Genomic DNA, 19,208 nt, shown 5'->3' with positions numbered 1-19,208 from the left:
CCGGCCCACCGGTGGGCCGGGGCACCCGACGACGCCCACGGTTCCGGTCAGGCGGGCTTCGCCGCCGGCTTCGGCGTGCGGATCAGCAGCGTCGCGATCACCAGGGCGCAGCCCACGAAGGCGATGCTGGCGGTGAAGGCGCTCTGCACGCCGTGGGTCAGCGCCCGGTGCGCCTCCTCCACCGCGGTGCCGGCCTGCGGGTGCTTGGCGGCGTCGTCGCTGGCGGTGCCGTACACCGTCACGAGGATGGACAGACCGAGCGCACCGCCCAGCTGCATCATCGTCTGCAGCACGCCCGAGGCCGCACCTGCCAGCTGCGGCTGCACCCCGCTCAGGACGGTCACGTTGGTCGGCATCAGGCAGCAGCCCGCTCCGACGCCGAACAGCAGCATCGGTCCGAGCACGCCGACGGCGTAGCTGTCGGACGCCGAGATGCGGCTGAGCCACACCGCGGTGACCGTCATCAGCAGCGCCCCGACCACCATGAAGCGCTTGGCACCGTACTTGGGCAGCAGCTTGGGGACGACCCTCGCCACCGCGAACATGCCGAGCGTCATCGGCAGGAACGCCAGCCCGGCCCGGATCGGCGAGAACTCCAGGACGTTCTGGATGAATTGGCTGAGGAAGTAGAACAGGCTGAGGATCGTCGCCGTGAACATCAGCATGTTCAGGTAGGCGGCGGTGCGGGTCCGGTCCCGGAACAGCGCGAGCGGCACCATCGGATGGCTGACCCGACGCTCGACCAGCACGAACCCGATCAGCAGGACCACCGCCGCGACGAAGCAGGTGACCGTCAGGGAGTCGCTCCAGCCCTCGGCGGGGACCCGGATGAACGCGTACACCAACAGGCCGACGCCGGCCGTGCCGGTGATCGTCCCGAGGAAGTCGAAGCGGCCGTTCTGCCGGGCGGTCTCCCGGATGCACATCGGGGCCAGCACCGCCACCGCCACCCCGATCGGCACGTTGACGAACTGCACCCACCGCCAGGACACCCAGGAGGTGAGGATGCCGCCGAGGATCAGCCCGATCGACGTGCCCGTGGCCGCCGTCGCCGAGTAGATGCTGAGCGCGCGGTTGCGCGGCGTCCCCTCCTCGAAGTTGCTGGCGATCAGCGCGAGGGTCCCGGGTGCGGCCATCGCCGCGCCGACGCCCTGCAGCGCGCGGGCCAGGATCAGCAGCCACGGCGCGTTCGCCAGGCCGCCGAGCAGCGAGGCCGCCGTGAACAGCACGGTGCCGATCACCAGCACCCGGCGCCGTCCGAAGATGTCGCCGGCCCGTCCGCCGAGCAGCAGCAGGCCGCCGAAGGCGAGCAGGTACGCGTTGATCACCCACGACAGCCCGACCGGCGAGAAGTCCAGCGCCGCTTGGATCTTGGGCAGAGCGATGTTCACGATGGTCGAGTCGATGCCGACCATCAGGTAGCAGGTCGCGATGACCGCCAGGGTGAGGCCCGGCCGGCGCGTTCCCGCCGGCGCGGGACGATCCGGCGCCTCCTTCGGGACGTCCGTGCCGACAGCGTTCCGGTTGGGCATGGTGCTCCTTCTCAGGCCCGGTCCGGACGCGTGCGAGCAGTCGCCGGAGGGCAGGTAGCAACGGTGGAGGACCCGGTGGCCCACCCAGGACTCCCGATTCCTCAACAACCGTAGAGCCAAAGCTCGACGCCAGTCAACGTGCGTTGAGCGAGGTTGGGTAATATCGATACGTGGACACCAACGGACCTGCCCGCTCCCGGGCCGAACGACGTCGCAACTCGGAGCGCCGCATCCTGGAGGCGGCCCGTCGGATCTTCGGCGAACTCGGCTACGAACGGACCACCATGCGCACCGTGGCCAAGGCGGCCGAGGTCGATCCAGCGCTGATCATGCAGTACTTCGGCAGCAAGGAGGGCCTGTTCCGGCAGGTCGTCCGGATCGACACCGAGTCGATGGACGCCGATGCCACCGAGCCGCTCAGCGAGCTCCTGCTGGCCGGACTCGGCGTGAAACTCGCCGGCATGCCCGCCACCTCGTTGACCATGCTCCGCTCGATGCTCACCCACCCCGAGGCGGCCTCCGAGATGCGGGCCGTCTTCGGGCAGCAGATCAAGCAGATCGCCGCCGTCCTCCCCGACGACGAGGACGCCGACCTCCGGGCCGCGCTCCTCATCACCGCACACCTCGGCGTCGTCATCGGCCGCCACCTGCTCGAACTCGACCCCCTCCGGGACGCCTCCCCCGAGAAGATCGTCGACCTCCTCCAGCCGGGCTTCCGCACCCTCGCCGCCGACCCCGACGCGGGCTGACCACGACCCCGGAAAAGCCGACGGCCGGGAAGGGCAACCGCCCTCCCCGGCCACATGTGCTCCGGACCGCCTGCGTCCTACCCGTCCGCCCCGGTCCCGTCCGGCCGGTGACCGACCGCCAGCACGTGACCGGCCGTCCCGAACGGCTCAGTGGTGATGCCGACGAACCCCGCGTCCGCCAGATAGCCGCGACACTCCGACTCCAGGTACTCCGAGCCGCCGCCCTTCGTCGCCAGATACATGCTCAGACTGGCGATCAGCTTGGCCCGGTCCGACCGCGCCTCGTCCATCATCCGGTCGAACACCAGCACCGACCCGCCCGGACGAACGGCCCGCGCCGCCTTCCCGATCAGCATCCGCCGGGTGTCCGGGGACCAGTTGTGCAGCACGTCCCCGAAGACCACCACATCCGCCTCCGGCAGCGGATCCGTGAAGAAGTCCCCGCCGTGGAAGCCGGTCCGCTCCCGCAGCCCCGCTCCCGCCATCAGCCGATCGAAGAACGGCCCCAGCTGCGGCAGGTCGAACACCTCCACCGTCAGGTGCGGAGCCGCCTGGGCGATGTGCGCGGCGTGGTTGCCCCGCGCACCTCCCACGTCCAGCACCGTCCGGTGGCGCGACCAGTCCACCGCCGCCGCGAGCAGCTCTCCCGGCACCGAGTTGTACGAGTCCAGCCCGTCCAGGAAGTCCCCGAGCGTCTCCTCGTCATCCGCGACCGAGGAGTAGAACCCACTGGTCCACCCGTCGCCCCGAGGCTTCCCGTCAGCCCCGCCCGTCTCATCACCGCCCCGGAGCGAGGCCGCGACCCCCGACCAGGACGGATACATCAGCCTGCTGTAGTAGCCGAACGAACTCCCCAGGTAGCCGGCCTTCCCGGCCACCAGGAACCGCTCCGCCGCCGCGCTGTTGGCGAACCGCCCGTCCCTGGCCTCCAGCAGCCCGAGGGTGACGAGCAGGTGCAGAAAGTCGGCGGCGGGCCGAGGATCCAGCCCCAGCCGCTCACACAATTCCGTCCCGCTGGCGGGACGTTCACGCAGTTCGGTGAACACACCGAGTTCCACGGCGGCCAGAAGCCCCTGCGCCTCGGCGAACCGGTTGGCGAGGTCGATGAGCTCCTGCGGATTGTCGGAGGAGATTCGATGGCGGGTCATGGCCCCATCCTCGGAGCCCCTGCTTAATTTGCCATAAATCCCGCCCGTTCCCCGACGTCTCCGTCGCGTACCCCGCCCCCCGGGGAGGGCCGTTGGAGCATGGCGCCGCGCGGTGCGGCGCCGCCCCGGTTCGGCGTGGGGACGGTACGGCGCCGGGACGGGCGGAGGGAGCCGGACAGCGGCGTCGGGCCGCGCTCACGCGTGGGCGCTGATCTCACCGCCGGCGGAGAGCACGATGGAGATGCCGTTGGCGTCGACGCCGACGTCGTGCTGGTCCGTCTCCAGCGTGCCGTACACGGCGTTGTCGTTGCCGAGGATCTCCGCGCGGTACCGGAGCTCGCCGAGCTTGGTGACCTTGGCCGTCCAGCCTCCCGCCAGCTTGAAGGTGCCCGGTCCCTGGTGGCTCCCGCCCATCCAGGAGTGGATCCGGCCGTCCAGCGAGAGCATGACGAACATGCCGTTGGCGTCGAGTCCGTCGTCGTGCTCCTTCGTCTCCATGGTGGCGAGGACCTGACCCTTGTTGAGGATCCTGGCGACGTAGTGCATGTTGCCGAGGTCCTTGATCTCGGCCGTGCTGCCGTCCACCAGGGTCTCGGTGCGGACGCCCGGGGCCGTCTTGGGCGGCGTGCCCGGCGTCGTCGCGGCGCGCCCGGTGGGGGCGGCGGTCGGGGCGGTGGCGCCGTGCGTGGCGGGCGTGCCGGACGCGGCGGGCGTCGTGGCAGGTGCCGTGGCGGCGGGGGTGGTGGCCGGCGCGGTGGCGGCGGGCGGGGCGGTGGTCGCTGCGGCCGAGCCCTGGGTGTCCGAGGTGGGAGAGCAGGCCGTCGCGGCGGGAACCAGCAGGGCCGCGGCCAGGACGGTTCCGGCGAGCGTACGGGTGGCGGTCGCGCGGCGGATCGTCGGGAGGGGCATGCGGGTTCTCCTGAGCGCAGTACGGGTGAGGAGCAGCCGGTGCGGGTCGTCCCTCCCGTGTGGGCCGGAGGGCGGGCGCCGGGTGCAATTCGAAACTAGTGCGAACAGTCGACGGAATGGAGCATTCCGTGTCACCGAACGGCAACGCCCGGACCGCTTCGCACCGGTCACGCCCCGTCAGGCACGGCTCCCGGCCCCGACGCTCCTTCGACCGTTGCCGCGAGGAAGGCCGCGCCGGACGCGAGCAGCGGGGGCAGCGGGGCGGCCGCCGGGTGCCAGGGCGCCTCGTACTCCCAGCAGACCCAGGAGCCGGGCGGCAGCAGGCGCAGGCAGTCGGTGATCGGCAGGACGCCGGCGCCCAGCGGGAGCGGGGTGCGGTCGTGCGGTCCGGCGATGTCCTTGACCTGCACGTGGCCGGGGTACGGGGCGAGCGCGGCCCGGGTCTCGGCGGGTGTCTCGCCCGCGAGGTGAGTGTGCATCAGGTCCCACAGGGCGCCCACGGACGGGTGGGCGACGCGGGCCAGCAGCCCGGCCACCGCCCGTCCGCCCCGGTGGGAGTCGTGGGTCTCGACGAGCACCCGGACGCCCAGCGCCCGGGCCTCCCGCGCGACCGCCGCGAGCCGCCGGGCGCCCCGGTCGTCGGCCTCGGCCCGCGGACCGTCGCCGCCGCGCGGGAAGACCCGCACGGCGCCCGCGCCCAGGTCGGCGGCGAGCCGCAGGTGGGAGCGGAGCGCGTCGGTCACCGGGGCGTCCGGTCCGGGGGCGGCGACGCCGACGTAGGAGGCGAGCGCGAGGGGGGTGAGGCCGTGCGCGCGGAGGGTGCGGGCGGCGGCGCGGCGCTCCCCGGGGGTCATCGCCGGGTGGACGGACTCGCCCTCGGCGCAGCGCAGTTCGAGCCCGTCCCAGCCGTGGTCGGCGCCGAGCCGGGCGGCCTCGGCCAGCGGGAGCCCGGGGACGCCGAGCGTGGAGTAGGCGAGCGGCATGGCGGCTCCATGGCTTGTCGGGCGGCCCCGGACGGCCGGGCCAAGGATATATTCAAGCTGAGACAAAGTCCTGACCGCCCGGGCCCGACCCGGGCCGAGGAGCCCGCGATGCCCCCGAGCCGTACCCCCGCCACCGCCACGACGCAGACCGTCGCCCAGGTGAACCAGACCGTCCTGCTGGAGGTGCTGCGGCGGCACGGCACGCTGTCCCGGCAGCAGCTGGCCGCCGAGAGCGGGCTGAGCACCGCGACCGTGCACCGGCTGGTCGAGGTGCTGCGCGCCGAGGGGCTGGTGGAGGTGGAGACGGAACGGGCGCCGTCCAGCGGGGGCCGGCCGCCGCAGCTGATCCGGTACAACGCCCGCGCGCAGACCGTGCTGGCGATCGCGATGCGCCCGCGCCGGATCGTCGGCGTGGTGGCCGCCCTGGACGGCACGGTGCTGCACGAGGCCGAGCACCACTGGGCGTTCCCCGGCCCGGACCGGCCGCGGGAGATCGCGGCCGGCGACCTGACCGGCCCGCTGCTCGCGCTGGTGGACGGCCTGCGGGACTGGGCCGGGCGGCACGCGGGGGCGCCGCGCGCCCTCGTCGTGGGCGTGCCCGGGGTGGTCCGGGACCGCACCGGGCTGGTGGAGTTCGCGCCCGCCCTGGACTGGCCCGGGCTGCGGCTGGGCGTGCTGCTCCAGGAGCGCTACGGCGTCCCGGTGGCGGTCGAGAGCAACGTCAACCTGGTCGCACTGGCGGTGCGGCAGTCGCCGGCCGCGTCCGGCGTGGGCGACCTGGCGGCCGTCGTGGTGGGCATCGAGGTCGGCGCCGGAATCGTGCTGGACGGCCGGCTGCACCGGGGCCGGCTGGGCGCGGCCGGGGCGCTGGGCCATCTGATGTCCGGCCACGCGGCGCTGGACCGGCCGCTCGGACGGACCGGCGACACCCAGGCGAGGATCGGCGACCACGCGGTGGACCGGCGGATCACCGAGGCCGGCCTGACGGTGTCCGGCACCCCGGCGGAGCGGGTGGCGGGCCTGTTCAGGCTGGGCCGCGAGGGCGATCCGGCGGCGGTCCGGCTGATCGGCGAACTCACCGACGACCTGGCGCTGGTGGTGGCCAACCTGAGCGCGGTGCTGGCGCCGGAGCTGATCGCCCTGGGCGGGCGGCTGTTCTGGGAGAGCGGGGGCGAGCTCCCGGCGGCGATCGAGAGCCGGCTGCAGGGGCGGGTGCCGGTGCTGCCGCGCCTGGTGGTCGTGCACAGCACCACCACCGAGCTGGTCGGCGCGGCCTCGGCGGCGGTGCGGCTCGCGGACGGGGCGACCTTCATCACCCGCTGAGGCCCGCGGGCCACGCGTCACGGGCGCGACGGCCGGCACGACGCCGGCACGACGGAACCCCCACTATTTCTCACTATGATAGAAACTCCTTGTGCGTCAGCGACCCGAGGAGAACCGGATGCCCACCGCCGCCTTCGCGATGGACCCGGAGCGCTTCCCCGACGTGTACGGCCCCCGGGCGCGCGCCCGGGTCGCCGCCCGGGTCGAGGTGCTGGCCGACCCGGCCTCGCCCGACGGGGTGTGGAGCGCCGAACGGCTGGCCGCCGCACCGCAGGCGCTGCGCGACGTCGAGGTGCTGTTCACCGGCTGGGGCGGCCCCGTCCTGGACGCCGCCGCCCTGGCCCGGCTCCCCCGCCTGCGACTGGTGCTCTACGCCGCCGGCTCGGTGCGCCGGATCGCCGGCGAGGCGTTCTGGGCGGCGGGCATCCCGATCGTCACCGCCGCGCACGCCAACGCCGTCCCGGTCGCCGAGTTCACCGTGGCCCAGATCGTCTACGCCCTCAAGGGCGGCTGGCGCCACGTCCTCGCCGCCCGGGCCGCCCGCGCCGCCGTCCCGGCCGCCCGCACCCCGGGCGGGTACGGCTCCACCGTCGGCGTCCTGTCGCTCGGCGCGACCGGGCGGCTGGTCTGCGAGATGCTGCGCGGCTACGACGTCGAGGTCCTCGCGCACGATCCGTACGCCCCGGCGCCGCCGCCCGGGGTCCGGGCCGTCGGCCCGGAGGAACTCTTCGCCACCGCCGACGTGGTGAGCGTGCACACCCCGCTGCTGCCCGGGACCCGCGGCCTGGTCGGCCGGCGGCTGCTGACCTCGATGAAGCCCGGCGCCACCCTGGTCAACACCTCGCGCGGAGCCGTCCTGGACGAGCCCGCGCTGCTGGCCGTCCTCGCCGAACGACCGGACCTCTTCGCCGTGCTGGACGTCACCGACCCCGAGCCGCCGCTGCCCGGCTCCCCGCTGTTCACCCTGCCCAACGTCGTCGTCACCCCGCACCTGGCGGGCAGCCGGGGGCTGGAGCGCCGCCGCCTCGGCGATCTGGTCGTCGACGAGTTCGAGAGCTGGCTGCGCGGAGCGCCGCTGCGCCGGGCGCTGGACCCGCACACCTACGAACGGATGGCCTGACCCGTGCCCGACCCCCTGAACCGGAGCGGCCCGGACGTGGTGCTGATCCTGACCGACCAGCAGACCGCCGACGCGATGAGCGCCGCCGGGAACCCGTACCTGCGCACCCCCGCGATGGACGCGCTGGCCGCCGCCGGCACCCGCTACCCCAACGCCTACTGCGCCCAGCCGCTCTGCACCCCCTCCCGGGCCAGTCTGATGACCGGCCGCCTGCCCAGCACGGTCGGCGTGACCGGCAACACCGGCGGCCCCGAGGACCCGCTGCTCGGACGGCTGTTCACCGAGGCCGGGTACGACTGCGGCTACGGCGGAAAGTGGCACCTGCCCGAGCTCGACCTGCCCGCGGACCGGTGCTTTCGCCGGATCCACCCGGCGGGCGGGGACGACGCCGGACTCGCCCGCGCGGCCGCGGAGTTCGTCCGCGCCCCGCGCGAGCGGCCGTTCCTGCTGGCCGCCTCCTTCCTGGAGCCGCACGGCATCTGCGAGTGGGCCCGCGGCCAGGACCCGCGCACCGGTCCGCTCCCGCCCGCGCCGCCCGTCCCGCGACTCCCGCCGCTGCCCGCCAACTTCCCGGTCGGGCCGTACGATCCGGCGCTGCCCCGGCTGGCCCGGCTGGCCCAGCCGCACACCCACCCGACCGCCGAGTGGCGGGAGGACGACTGGCGCCGCTACCGGCACGCCTACTACGCCCTGGTGGAGCGGGTGGACCGGCACATCGGACAGCTGCTGGCGGCCCTGGCGGAGCGCGGCACGGACCGCGGGACCGTGGTGGTGTTCAGCTCCGACCACGGCGACGGCGCGGGCGCCCACCGCTGGAACCAGAAGTGGGCCCTGTACGAGGAGTGCGTGCGGGTGCCCCTGGTGGTCTCCGCGCCCGGGGTGGCCGCCGGCGCCGTCGACGAACGGCTGGTCGCGGCCGGGCTGGACCTCATCCCGACGCTCTGCGACCTGGCCGGCATCGAGGGGCCCGACGGGCTGCCCGGCCGCAGCGTCCGAGCCCCGCGGCCGCACGACAGCGTGGTGGTCGAGACCCGCTGGGAGATCCCCGGCTTCAACAACGCCCTGGGCCGGATGGTCCGCGCCGGGCGGCACAAGTACGTGTGCTACGCCTGGGGCGACCACCGGGAGCAGCTCTTCGACCTCGCGGCCGACCCCGGCGAACTGGTCAACCTCGCGGTCGACGCCCGGCACGCGGCACTGCTCGACCGCTTCCGGGCCCTGCTGTCCGAGCACTGCGCGGAGGTCGCCGACCCGTTCGCGCGCTTCGTCCCGCGGGTCGCCGGGGAACCGTCGGTCGCCGGGGAACCGCGGGCCGCCGGGGAACCGCACGCCGCGCACTGACGCGAAGGGGCCGGCCCGCCCGGGCCGGCCCCTCCCCCGCCGTTTACGGCCGGACGGCGATCAGTTCGCGCCCGCGCAGCGTGTAGAGCACCCCGTCCTCGTCCGCGGCCAGCCGGGCGCCGCTGTACCACTCGGCGTCCAGCTCGACCAGCACGGTCGCGGCCAGGGTGTCGCGGTCCAGCCGGAACAGGGTGCGCTCGCTGACCCCGTACAGGGCCCCGCCGAGGGCCAGCAGCCGCGGGTTGGCGCCGGACACCGCCCCCAGGTCGGCGCGCCGCCCGATCACCGGGGTGAACCCGCGCCTCCCGGAGCCCCGCAGGTCGACGGTGAACGCCCGGCCGTTCACGGTGAGCCCGTACAGGGTGTGCCCGTGCACGGCCAGGCTGCTGACGCCCGCGCCCAGGTCGGTCGCGGTGCGCCACAGTTCACGGCCGGCCACCGGGTCCCAGCCGGCCAGGTCGCCGCGCGGGCCGGTGGGCCGGGCGTTGTCGCCGCCGAGGAAGGCCTGTCCGCGCCCGGCGGCCACGGCGCGCACCATCTGCTCGGGGCCGAGCGGGTCGGTGTGCACGGTGGGCCGGCCGCTGCCCGGGCGGTAGGTGACGAAGGAGCCGCCGCCGGTGGTGTCGGCCTGGACGCCGAGCAGCAGCAGGCCGCTGTCGGGGTCCCGGCGGATCACCTGGGGCCGGTTCTGCTCCTGGGGCAGCGCCGCCTCCTCGACCGGTGCCCGGTCGGCGCCCGGCCGGTAGCGCCAGATGCCCTGCGAGGAGTAGACGCCCAGGTAGAGGGTGCCGTCGTCGAGGACCAGGGTGTCCTTGGCCTCGCCCGGCACCGGGAGCTTGTGGACGGTGCCGGCGGCAAGGTCGTGCAGGGCGATCGAGCCGTTGCCGCCGACGTACACCCGCCCGGCGCGGGCCGCCACCGACATGCCGAGCTGGGGGGCCGCGGGCGCGCCGGCCTCGACCAGGTCCCGGGTGGTGACGGTCCCGGTGCCGAGGTCCAGGGTCCAGACGGTGCCGCCCTCGGTGACGCCCGCCAGGGTGTCGCCGAGCCGGCCGAGGCCCCAGGAGTTGCCGTCCGGCACGGGCACCGCGAGCTGGTCGAGGGCGCCGGTGGCGAGGTCGTGGCGCCACAGCACGCCGTGCTCGGTGGAGGTGAACCAGAGGGTGTCCCCGCGGCGCTGGAAGTTGGTGACGCTCTTGGTGCCGGGGACGGCGAAGGAGCGCAGCACCCGGTGGCCGGCCGGGTCGAGGAGCGCGACGTGGGCGGGCGCGCCCTCGGTGGAGACGGCCAGCAGGTCGTCGCCGAGGACGGTGATCCGGCGGATGATCGTGTCGCCGCGCAGGTCGGGCGGGGTGATGTCGGTGACGGCGCCGGTGGCCCGCTCGACGGCGTACAGGCTCGCCCGGGTCGCTCCGCCGCCGCCGGCGAGGTTGCTGCCGACGCCGAGGTAGGCGTGGGTCGCGGTGGCCGCCACGGCCCGGCCCTGGGTGGCGCCGGGCGCCGGGGAGGTGACCTCGGTGACGGCGCCGGTGGCCGGGCTCCAGGCGTAGAGGCCGGGACCGGCGGCCCGGCCCTTCTGCCGTCCGGTCGCGTAGACCGTCCCGTCCGGTGCGACGGCCACGTCGCGGACGTCGGCGCCGGGGACGTTGCCGAGCGCGGTCAGTGTGCCGTCGTAGCGGTAGAGGTTGGCCGCGCCCGGGGCGTCGGTGACGCCGAGGTGGAGCACGCCGTCCCGGGCGGCCGAGCCCTGGACGAAGTTGCCGGTGGGCAGCTCGACGGTGGCGGTGACCCGGCCGGTCGGCAGGTGGTGGCCGATCACCCGGGCCGGGGCGAGGTTGCGCGAACCGATCCACAGGGTGTCGCCGATCAGCGTCGCGCTCATCAGTGGGAAGTCGCTGTTCCCGGGGCCGAGTTCGGTCACGTCCGGTCCGCTGGACGGCCGGGTCGGCGGCCGGGTCGACGGCCCGTTCGGCGGCGCCGCGACGGCGGTCCCGGCCGGTCCGAGCACCGAGAGCGCGGCCACCGCACCGGTGCCGAGCAGGAGTTGGCGACGCGAGGGGGGCACGGCAGGCATGGGGCTCCAGAGTCCGGTCATGGGCGGGTCGGGCCGGGGGCGCCGGCGGCGGCCAGCAGCTCCCGGGTGTACGGGTGGGCGGGGGCGGCGAACAGCTCGGCGGCGGGGGCCCGTTCGACCACCCGGCCGTGCCGCAGCACCAGCACGTCGTCGCACAGGTGCCGGACCAGCGCGAGGTCGTGCGAGATGAACACCAGCCCGACGCCGTGGTGTTCGCGCAGTTCGGCGAAGAGGTTGAGGATCTGCGCCTGGACCGAGACGTCCAGCGCGGAGGTCGGCTCGTCGGCGACCAGCACCTGCGGGCCGACGGCCAGGGCCCGCGCGATCGCGACCCGCTGGCGCTGGCCTCCGGAGAGCCGGTGCGGCCGGGCGTCGAGCACCGCCTCCGGCAGGCCGACCAGCTCGCACAGCCCGCGCGGGTCACGGTCCCGCGGCCCGTGGGCGGCCTGCGGTTCGGCCAGCGCCTCGCGCACCGTCATCCGGGGGCTGAGCGAGGCGTACGGGTCCTGGAAGACCAGTTGCACCCGGCGGCGCAGCTCGCGTTCCTCGGCGCGGTCGGCCTCGACCCAGGACCGGCCGTCCACCCGCACCGTCCCGGCCTGCGGGCGCACCAGCCCGAGCAGCGCGCGGGCCAGGGTGGACTTCCCGGAGCCGGACTCGCCGATCACCCCGACCGCGCGGCCGGGCGCGGCGCTCAGGCTCACGCCCTCCAGGGCGGGCGGGCGGCGGCGGCCGTAGCGGACGGTGAGGCCGTCGGCGACCAGGACGGGCTCGGCGGCCCGCTCCGACCGTCGCGGCCCACTGTCCTGACGCTCCGTCACCACAGCTTGGGACACCGGGAGATGGCAGGCGAAGCCGGAGTCGGCCGCACCGGTCCACCGCGGCGCCGAGGCCGTGCAGCGGTCGTCGGCGGCCGCGCAGCGCGGGGCGAAGGCGCAGCCGTCCGGTGCCCGGCCGGCCGCCGGCGGGCGTCCGCCGATGACGGCGAGCGGTGCGCCGGGCGGACCGTCCAGCCGGGGCACGCCGGCCAGCAGCCCGGCGGTGTACCGGTGCCGGGGTGCGGCCAACAGGTTGGCGGTGGAAGCCCGCTCGACGATCCGTCCGGCGTACATCACCTGGACGGTGTCGCAGCCGCGGGCCACCACGCCGAGGTCGTGGGTGATCAGCAGGACGGCCGTGCCGGTCTCGTCACGAAGCCGGACCAGCAGGTCCAGGATCTCCACCCGGGTGCTCGGGTCGAGCGCCGTGGTCGGCTCGTCGGCGATCAGCAGGTCCGGGCGGTTGGCCATCGCCATGGCGATCAGCACGCGCTGGCGCATGCCGCCGGAGAACTCGTGCGGCCGGTCGCGGTAGCGGCGCGCGGGCTCGGCGATGCCGACCAGGTCGAGGAGTTCGAGCGCCCGGTCGCGGGCGGCCCGGCGGCTCGCGCCGTGCACCAGGGCCGCCTCGGCGAGCTGGCGGCCGACCGGCATCCGGGGGTTGAGGTGGGCCAGCGGGTCCTGGAAGACCATGCCGACGCGTCGGCCGCGCACCGCGCGCACGGCGGGTTCGGGCAGGGCGAGCAGGTCGGTGCCGTCGAACCGGACGGTGCCGCCGGTGGTGCGGCAGCCCGGCGGCAGCATCCGGTTGACGGCCAGCGCGGTGAGGGTCTTGCCCGAGCCGGACTCGCCGACCAGGCCGAGGATCTCGCCCGGCCGCACGGTGAAGTCCACCCCGCGCACCGCCTCGCCGCCGCCCGCCGTGACGCGCAGGCCGCGTACCTCCAGCAGCGGCGGGCCCGGCACCGCGGCGGCGGTCGGGGCCCGGTCGGTCCCGGTCGTCGTCACCGCACCGGTCGTCGTCACCGGATCAGTCGTGGTCACCGGATCAGTCGTGGTCACCGCACCGGTCGTGGTCACCGGATCAGTCGTGGTCACCGCATCGGTCGTGGTCACCGGATCAGTCGTGGTCAACGCAGTCTCTCCCGGTTGAACGAGTCGGCGAGCAGGGTCAGGCCGAACACCAGCAGGCCGAGCAGGAGGACCGGCGCCAGGGCGTAACCCGGGTGGAGGAAGAGGTACTTGGAGCCGGTGTTGATCATCGTTCCGAGCGAGGGGGCGGGCGGCTGGATGCCGAGGCCCAGCACGCTCAGTCCGCCCTCGGTCTTGACGGCGTGCGCCATCGCCACGGCCAGCAGCGCGGTCGTGGCGTCGGCGACGTTCGGCAGCACGTGGCGGCGCAGGATCCGGCCGCGCGGCACGCCGAGCACCCGGGCCGCCACCACGTGGTCGCGGGCCAGCTGGGCGAGCAGCGCGGCCCGTGCCTGGCGGCCGAAGGAGGGCAGCGCGCTGAGCACGATGGTGGCCACCACGGTGCCGATTCCGGGGCGCACCAGCAGGGCGAGCGCGAGTCCGAGCAGGACGCCGTGCAGGCCCAGCAGCAGGTCGAACAGCCGCTGGACGGCCTCGCCCAGCAGCCGGTTCAGCCCGCCGAGCAGTCCCAGCGCGGTGCCGAGCACGGCGGCCGCCGGGACGGCCAGCAGGCAGACCAGCAGCTCGGTGCGGATCCCGGCCAGGGCCCGGGCGAGCAGGTCGCGCCCGACCTCGTCGGTGCCCAGCAGGTGGGCCGCCGACGGCCCGGCCAGGGCGTCCGGGCCCTGCCGGTAGGGGTCCGCGGCCAGCAGCGGGCCGAGCAGCCCCAGCAGCACCACCAGGAGGACGAGCAGGGCGCCGGTGCGGCCGCGCCGGGTGCGCAGCGCGGCCGGGAGCGCGGGCGGGGCGAGCCGCCGGCGGCGCGCAGCGGGGGTGGTCGTGGCGGTCACCGGTCCTCCCCGGTGCCGGCGCGGGCGATCCGCGGGTCGAGCCGGCCGACCAGCAGCTCCGAGCCGAGCTGGACGAGCACGGCGACGGCGACGGCGAGCATGATCAGGGTCTGGGCGACCGGGTAGTCCCGCTGGTTGATGGCGTCCAGCAGCAGCTGGCCGAGGCCGTGCCGGGCGAAGAGCTGTTCGGCGACCACCGCGCCGCCGAGCAGCTCGCCCAGGTGCAGGCCGAACTCGACGAAGAACGGCGCCAGGCTGTTGGGCAGCACATGGCGGGCCAGGACCCGCCGGGGCGACGCCCCCTTGGCGACGGCGGTCAGCACGAACTCCTCCTGGCGGGTGCGGCGCAGCTCGGTGGCGAGCAGCCGGGCCAGCACCGCCGAGCCCGGCAGCGCGAGCGCCACCGCGGGCAGCGCGAGGTACTGGACGGCGAGGTCCGGCGCGGCGAACAGGTCCCGCTCGCCGCCGGCGGGCAGCAGGCGCAGCAGCACCGCGAAGACGAAGACGAACAGCACGGCGGTGACGTACACCGGCAGCGCCAGCAGGGCGGTGGCCAGCGGGTCGAGCACCCGGGCGAGCCGGCCCCGCCGCTCGGAGGCCAGGGCGACGCCCAGCAGCAGGCCGAGGACCAGCATCAGCAGGCCGGCGGCGAGGGCGAGCTGAACGGTGCTGCCGACGCTCTGGCCGATCAGGCGGGTGACCGGTTCCCGGTAGTGGAAGGAGCTGCCGGGGTCGCCGGTGAGCAGCCCGTGCAGCCAGCCCAGGTACTGGACGGGCATCGGCCGGTCCACGCCGAGGCTGTCGGCGAGCCGGTCGCGCTGCTCCTGGTCGGCCTCGGCGCCGAGCGCGGCGGACACCGGGTCGCCGGGGGCGAGGCGGAGCAGCAGGAAGACGGCGACGGAGGCGAGCCAGAGCGTGGCCAGCGCGCCGGCCGCCTTTCTGGTCCAGTAGGGCACGGGAGTACTCCGGATGGTCGGGCGGGCGGGGGCCGCCGTCCCAGGACGGTGGGGGTCGCCCTGGGACGGCGGTCGCGTTGCGGCGCGTCAGGCGGTGCGGCGGGTGTCGTCGAGCCGCAGGTAGCCGAGCGCGCTGGTGGCCACGCCGTGGACCGAGGAGGCGAAGGCGTAGGTCTCCCAGGTGTGGGCGAGGGTGATGTGGAAGGACTCGGCGAGCAGGTACTCGGACAGTTCGTGGTTGACCTCGGCCCGGGCCTGCTCGTCGGCGGCGGCGAAGGCGCGGGACTGGAGTTCGGCGTAGGCGGGGTCGGTGACGTGCGAGGTGTTCCGGCCGACCTGGAGCGGGCCGGAGACGGTGATCCCGCTCAGCGGTGAGACGCTGACCATGCCGTGGTTGGCGATGAACAGTCCTTCCAGCGTGCCCTGTTGGATCTTCGGCTGGAGCGCGGCGTTGTCGAGCAGCTGGACGTCGACGCCGAAGCCGGCCTGCTCCAGGTCGTACTTGACCAGTTCCACGAGGGAGGCGAACACCGGCGAGTTGGCGGCGGTGAGCGGCACCCGCGCGCCCTCCGCACCGGCCTCCCGGAGCAGCCCGCGGGCCTTCTCCGGGTCGTGCGGGTAGCGGGTGACCTGGTCGGGGGTGACGCCGGGGGTGTTGGACGGCCAGGGCAGGCTGCTCGCCTCGGCGTGGCCGCCGTACACCTGGGCGACGATGCGCTCGCGGTCCACCGCGTACTGCAGGGCCTGGCGCACCCGGCGGTCGTCGAAGGGCCTGCTGGTGGTGTTCACGCCGAGGAACGCCTGCTGGTAGGAGGACTTGGCGGACTGCACGGCGAAGCCCGGGTTCCCGCCCAGCACCTTGAGGTCGCGTCCGGGCACCGCGCCGATCAGGTGGGACTGTCCCGACTGGAGGGCGGACAGCGCGGCCTGGCTGCTGGTCACCGACCGGACGGTGATCCGCTCGAAGCGGGGCCGCCCGCTCTGCCAGTAGTGGTCGTAGCGGGCCAGGTCGAGCTGGTTGCCGCCCTTGAACGACTGCCAGGTGAAGGGCCCGGTGCCGTTGACCTTCTCGGCGGCCTTGCCGTCGACGTAACTGCGGGCGTCCACCACGGGGTTGAAGGCGAGCGCGTCGAACAGGTTGCTGGTGGGCCTGGCGAGGGTGAGCGTGACCTCGTTGCGGGCGCTCGCCCTGATGTCGGCGAGCCGTTCCAGCAGCGGCTTGACCTGGGAGGACTTGGCGGCGCCGGTGAGCGAGAAGACGACGTCGTCCGGGTCGAGCGGGCGGCCGTCGTGGAAGGTGACGTCCTCGCGCAGCTTGAGCACCAGCCGGGTGCGGTCGGCGCTCCACTCCCAGGAGGAGGCGAGCCAGGGCACGGGCTGCAGCGTCTGCGGGTCGAGGTCGACCAGCCGGTCCAGCACCAGGTTGACGAACACCGGGGTGTCCGGGCCGCGGTGGAGCAGCTGGGTGGGGTCGGGGGCGGCGCCGTAGACGATCTGGAGGTCCGGCGCGGAGGCGGTGGCGGAGGCCGCGGCCCCGCCGGCGGCGTCCTCGGTGGCCGAGCGGCAGCCCGCCGCCAGCAGGGCCGCTCCGGCGCTCAGGCCGAGGAAGCCTCTTCGGGGAAGGCCGCGGTGACGGGCTGCGTCGCTCATGGTGGTGCTACCTCTTCGGTTCTCGGGGTCCGGGGTCCGTGCGCGCGGGTCAGTACCTGGTCACGACGACGCTGTCGCTCCAGGCCACCACGTCGGGGCCGCCGGTCGGGTAGGGGATGTTCTTGGCCGGGTTCCAGTTGGCCCGGTAGATGCCGGTCTTGAAGTACGGCGACTGGTTCTGGTGGTAGTTGTTGAGGCCGCTGTACGCGCCGACCTGCGCGCCGTCCCGGAAGACGGTGACGGCGCCGGGGGTGGTGTCGGTGGACCAGGTGATGTCGAAGGCCCACTGGTTCCAGTGGCCGAACTGCACGTCGCCGAGCGGGATCACCGCCTCCTGGACGGTGCTGGGGTCGGACAGCCAGTGCACCTTGAGCCGCCAGCTGCCGTCCTTGACGGTCAGGGCGATCGGCGGCTTGGTGTCGCTGCCGTCCGCGAGCGGGTAGCCGTGCCACTGGGCGACGATCGTCTCGGTGGGGGTCCGCACCCAGTCGGCGGGCAGGTAGTCGGCGAGGGCGAAGCGGTAGCTGCCCCAGCCGAGGGAGTTGACGGCGACCTCGGAGCGGTAGGAGACGCCGTCGTTCGGCACGGCGAAGCGGGCGGCCAGGCCGCTGCCGCCGGCGGGGGCGCCGGCCACGGTGATGCTGCCGTTGCCGTCGACGCGCTGGCGGGTCCAGGCGGAGACGGTGCCGGATTCGAAGTCGTCGGCGAAGACGTCGGTACCGGACACCAGGGCGGGAGCGGTGGGAGCGGCAGGGGCGGGGACGGCGGCGTGGGCCGGGGCGGCGGCGGTCACGGCCAGGGCGGCGGTGAGCACGGCGCCGGCGAGGCGGCCGGGGAGGCGGGACATGGTTCTTCTCCTTCTGGGGGTTCGGGGCTGATCGACCGGGGGCGCGGCCGGCTGGCGGGGGACGGCGTCAGCCGGCCAAGGGCCTGTCGTCGAACGCCCCGCAGACGGGAGTTCGACGACAGGCCCTAACTACAGGAGTCGGCCGGTCCCACCCAGGTCGGGCTGGACCAGGCCCACTGGTCGTTCAGCTGCCGGACCCGCACGTGGTAGAAGTCCCCGTCGCCGCCGGGGCGTTCGTCGGTCAGCTCGAATTCGGCGGTCGTCTCCCGGTCGGGCACGGCCCGGTCGAAGCGGTAGGCGCCGGAGACGAACCCGCCGGTGAATCCGGTCCGCGCGCCGGCGAGGAGTTCGCCGACGGCGTGGGCGCTCTCGGCGCCGTTCACGACGGCGACCAGCCGGGTGCGCGTGTCGCCCTCGATCCGCAGCGAGAAGCCCTGGGTGCTGTCGGTGGCGGTGTTGGGGTTGCCGTCGGTGACCGTCCGCAGCCGGATCTCGCCCGGCCCGGTGCGCTCCCACCAGGACGGCCGGTAGGTGTCCGGCTCGGCCTCGGCCGGCGCGACGGTCTCCGGGCCGCGCAACCGGGGCTGGACGTCCAGCAGCCGCCCGCCCTCGATCCGCAGCACGACGTCCCAGTGCACGGGTTCGCCGCGCCGGCCCCAGCCGACGGCGAAGCCCAGGGTGCCGGAGAAGGCGTCCGATCCGCCGGCGCCGGAGAGGAGTTCGGGCCGGCTGACCCGGTGGACGGGTACGCCGTTGCGGAGCAGTTCCACGTGGTCGAGCGCGTCCCGGCCCTGGACCGTGACGTGGATCCGGCGCCGGTCGGCGGAGGCGGCCTCGGCGCCCATCGGGGCGCCGTTGACGGAGGTGGCGAGCAGGATGCGGTCCCCGGTGATCGCGTAGGTGCGGCGCTGCTGGACGGCGTTCCAGATGCCGTCCCGGGTCAGTTCCGGGGCCCAGACCGCCACCCGGCCGTGCCCGTGGCTGCCGGGGAAGGCGCTGTGGTGGTCGGTGGAGCCGATCAGTCCGAAGCGGTGGCCCAGGCGCAGGCCGTGGACGGCCGTGGCGGCGCCGGCGCGCGGGCCCATGGTGTGCAGGTAGCTGCGCGGTGCCTCGTCGGACTCGGCGCAGCCGTGCATCGACATCATCTCCACCACCGGGGCGAACTCCTCGGTGTAGGAGGCCCAGTCGATGCCGCGGCGGGCCGGCCCGTAGCCGATGTGGTGCGGCAGCGCCCAGGTGCGCACGCCCTGTGCGGCGAGCACCCGCAGCCGGGCGCGCAGTTCGTCCAGGTCCGCCGCCCGGATGATCTCGCCGCGCGGGCCGTCGAAGTACACGCAGTGGTCGCCGTGGGCGAGGCTGTGCCACTCGAAGGACTGGAAGGTGACGAAGCGGCCGTCCTCGTGGGCGGCGGCGGTGACGTCCTGGACGTGGTCCCAGAGCCGGGCCAGCCGGGCGAAGCCCTCGGTGTGGTAGTCGACCAGGCTCGCCAGTTCGGGGGTGCGCTCGGGCAGGTCGGGCCACCAGCCGTGGCCGGTGACGCTGGCGAAGTCGAGTTGGAGCCGGGCGTTGGCGTAGGCGTCCTCGATGCTCCCGTGGCCGTAGCTGATGCCGCAGTGGTTGTGGAGGTCGCCGACGTACAGGCCCAGGCCGGCGTAGCCGGGTGCGTCGGTGCTGGGGGCGGTCATCGGGGCGGGGCTTCCTCGGGTCCTGGTCGGCCATGTTTGATCGACTATGAGAAGAAGGTAGCCGCGATCTCCAGGGAACGGTCAAGGCTCG

At 74.7% G+C, this 19,208-nt stretch carries 15 protein-coding genes; 4 read left to right on the top strand and 11 right to left on the bottom strand.

What is annotated here, in order from left to right; translation table 11 throughout:
* Window positions 1–47: 47 nt before the first annotated feature.
* On the bottom strand, window positions 48–1,532 hold the full coding sequence (locus ACFVHV_RS10890; RefSeq protein ID WP_380350679.1) for an MFS transporter: 1,485 nt from the start codon (window positions 1,530–1,532) through the stop codon (window positions 48–50).
* Between the two features lie 170 nt (window positions 1,533–1,702).
* On the opposite strand from ACFVHV_RS10890, the gene ACFVHV_RS10885 reads away from it, so the two are divergent.
* Window positions 1,703–2,281, top strand: coding sequence for a TetR/AcrR family transcriptional regulator (locus tag ACFVHV_RS10885; RefSeq protein ID WP_380350677.1), 579 nt, complete (start codon window positions 1,703–1,705; stop codon window positions 2,279–2,281).
* A 77-nt stretch (window positions 2,282–2,358) separates the two neighbouring features.
* On the opposite strand, the gene ACFVHV_RS10880 is transcribed toward ACFVHV_RS10885, so the two are convergent.
* The 3 genes from ACFVHV_RS10880 to ACFVHV_RS10870 form a co-directional block, all read right to left on the bottom strand.
* Entirely contained in the window at window positions 2,359–3,429 is a 1,071-nt protein-coding gene (locus tag ACFVHV_RS10880) for a methyltransferase (protein ID WP_380350675.1), read from the bottom strand.
* 195 nt (window positions 3,430–3,624) lie between these two features.
* The gene (locus ACFVHV_RS10875) at window positions 3,625–4,338 is read right to left on the bottom strand and encodes a hypothetical protein (RefSeq protein ID WP_380350673.1); all 714 of its coding nucleotides are present in this window, start codon (window positions 4,336–4,338) and stop codon (window positions 3,625–3,627) included.
* Window positions 4,339–4,505: 167 nt separating this feature from the next.
* Complete coding sequence (locus ACFVHV_RS10870; RefSeq protein ID WP_380350671.1) at window positions 4,506–5,321, bottom strand: sugar phosphate isomerase/epimerase family protein; 816 nt, start codon at window positions 5,319–5,321, stop codon at window positions 4,506–4,508.
* Window positions 5,322–5,429: 108 nt separating this feature from the next.
* Here ACFVHV_RS10870 and ACFVHV_RS10865 point away from each other — a divergent pair, with 108 nt between their 5' ends.
* From ACFVHV_RS10865 to ACFVHV_RS10855, 3 genes are all read left to right on the top strand, one after another.
* Window positions 5,430–6,644 (top strand): ROK family protein, encoded by a 1,215-nt coding sequence (locus ACFVHV_RS10865; protein ID WP_359911216.1) that lies wholly within the window; start codon window positions 5,430–5,432, stop codon window positions 6,642–6,644.
* 118 nt (window positions 6,645–6,762) lie between these two features.
* Window positions 6,763–7,764, top strand: coding sequence for a hydroxyacid dehydrogenase (locus ACFVHV_RS10860; protein ID WP_380350669.1), 1,002 nt, complete (start codon window positions 6,763–6,765; stop codon window positions 7,762–7,764).
* A gap of 3 nt (window positions 7,765–7,767) precedes the next feature.
* Window positions 7,768–9,105: a sulfatase gene (locus tag ACFVHV_RS10855; protein ID WP_380350668.1), complete on the top strand. Its 1,338-nt coding sequence runs from the start codon at window positions 7,768–7,770 to the stop codon at window positions 9,103–9,105.
* Between the two features lie 43 nt (window positions 9,106–9,148).
* Here ACFVHV_RS10855 and ACFVHV_RS10850 read toward each other — a convergent pair whose 3' ends face one another.
* The 7 genes from ACFVHV_RS10850 to ACFVHV_RS10820 form a co-directional block, all read right to left on the bottom strand.
* Window positions 9,149–11,179 carry a hypothetical protein gene (locus ACFVHV_RS10850; protein ID WP_380350666.1) on the bottom strand — a complete coding sequence of 677 codons (2,031 nt, stop codon included), beginning with the start codon at window positions 11,177–11,179 and terminating at the stop codon, window positions 9,149–9,151.
* A gap of 17 nt (window positions 11,180–11,196) precedes the next feature.
* Window positions 11,197–13,113, bottom strand: coding sequence for a dipeptide ABC transporter ATP-binding protein (locus ACFVHV_RS10845; RefSeq protein WP_380350664.1), 1,917 nt, complete (start codon window positions 13,111–13,113; stop codon window positions 11,197–11,199).
* Between the two features lie 14 nt (window positions 13,114–13,127).
* Entirely contained in the window at window positions 13,128–13,979 is an 852-nt protein-coding gene (locus ACFVHV_RS10840; RefSeq protein ID WP_359911202.1) for an ABC transporter permease subunit, read from the bottom strand.
* A complete protein-coding gene (locus ACFVHV_RS10835; RefSeq protein WP_380350662.1) occupies window positions 13,976–14,935 on the bottom strand; it encodes an ABC transporter permease in 960 nt (319 codons plus the stop codon). Before ACFVHV_RS10835 ends, ACFVHV_RS10840 begins: the two co-directional genes overlap by 4 nt.
* 87 nt (window positions 14,936–15,022) lie before the next feature.
* Window positions 15,023–16,585, bottom strand: a complete 1,563-nt coding sequence (locus ACFVHV_RS10830; protein ID WP_380350660.1) for an ABC transporter substrate-binding protein — start codon at window positions 16,583–16,585, stop codon at window positions 15,023–15,025.
* Window positions 16,586–16,634: 49 nt separating this feature from the next.
* Complete coding sequence (locus ACFVHV_RS10825; RefSeq protein ID WP_380350658.1) at window positions 16,635–17,432, bottom strand: heparin lyase I family protein; 798 nt, start codon at window positions 17,430–17,432, stop codon at window positions 16,635–16,637.
* Window positions 17,433–17,557: 125 nt separating this feature from the next.
* Window positions 17,558–19,117, bottom strand: a complete 1,560-nt coding sequence (locus tag ACFVHV_RS10820; protein ID WP_380350656.1) for a DUF3604 domain-containing protein — start codon at window positions 19,115–19,117, stop codon at window positions 17,558–17,560.
* Window positions 19,118–19,208 lie beyond the last annotated feature (91 nt).

The organism is Kitasatospora sp. NPDC127116, from assembly GCF_042677365.1.
In the GTDB taxonomy this organism is placed as follows: Bacteria; Actinomycetota; Actinomycetes; order Streptomycetales; family Streptomycetaceae; genus Kitasatospora; species Kitasatospora lactacystinica.
This window is presented reverse-complemented; position numbering and strand designations above follow the sequence as displayed.

Bases quoted from the DNA above. Each gene is read 5' to 3' on its own strand.
- ACFVHV_RS10825 (WP_380350658.1), bottom strand. From the start codon at position 17,432: ATGTCCCGCCTCCCCGGCCGCCTCGCCGGCGCCGTGCTCACCGCCGCC.
- ACFVHV_RS10875 (WP_380350673.1), bottom strand. From the start codon at position 4,338: ATGCCCCTCCCGACGATCCGCCGCGCGACCGCCACCCGTACGCTCGCC.
- ACFVHV_RS10850 (WP_380350666.1), bottom strand. From the start codon at position 11,179: ATGCCTGCCGTGCCCCCCTCGCGTCGCCAACTCCTGCTCGGCACCGGT.
- ACFVHV_RS10860 (WP_380350669.1), top strand. From the start codon at position 6,763: ATGCCCACCGCCGCCTTCGCGATGGACCCGGAGCGCTTCCCCGACGTG.
- ACFVHV_RS10820 (WP_380350656.1), bottom strand. From the start codon at position 19,117: ATGACCGCCCCCAGCACCGACGCACCCGGCTACGCCGGCCTGGGCCTG.
- ACFVHV_RS10890 (WP_380350679.1), bottom strand. From the start codon at position 1,532: ATGCCCAACCGGAACGCTGTCGGCACGGACGTCCCGAAGGAGGCGCCG.
- ACFVHV_RS10880 (WP_380350675.1), bottom strand. From the start codon at position 3,429: ATGACCCGCCATCGAATCTCCTCCGACAATCCGCAGGAGCTCATCGAC.
- ACFVHV_RS10830 (WP_380350660.1), bottom strand. From the start codon at position 16,585: ATGAGCGACGCAGCCCGTCACCGCGGCCTTCCCCGAAGAGGCTTCCTC.
- ACFVHV_RS10870 (WP_380350671.1), bottom strand. From the start codon at position 5,321: ATGCCGCTCGCCTACTCCACGCTCGGCGTCCCCGGGCTCCCGCTGGCC.
- ACFVHV_RS10865 (WP_359911216.1), top strand. From the start codon at position 5,430: ATGCCCCCGAGCCGTACCCCCGCCACCGCCACGACGCAGACCGTCGCC.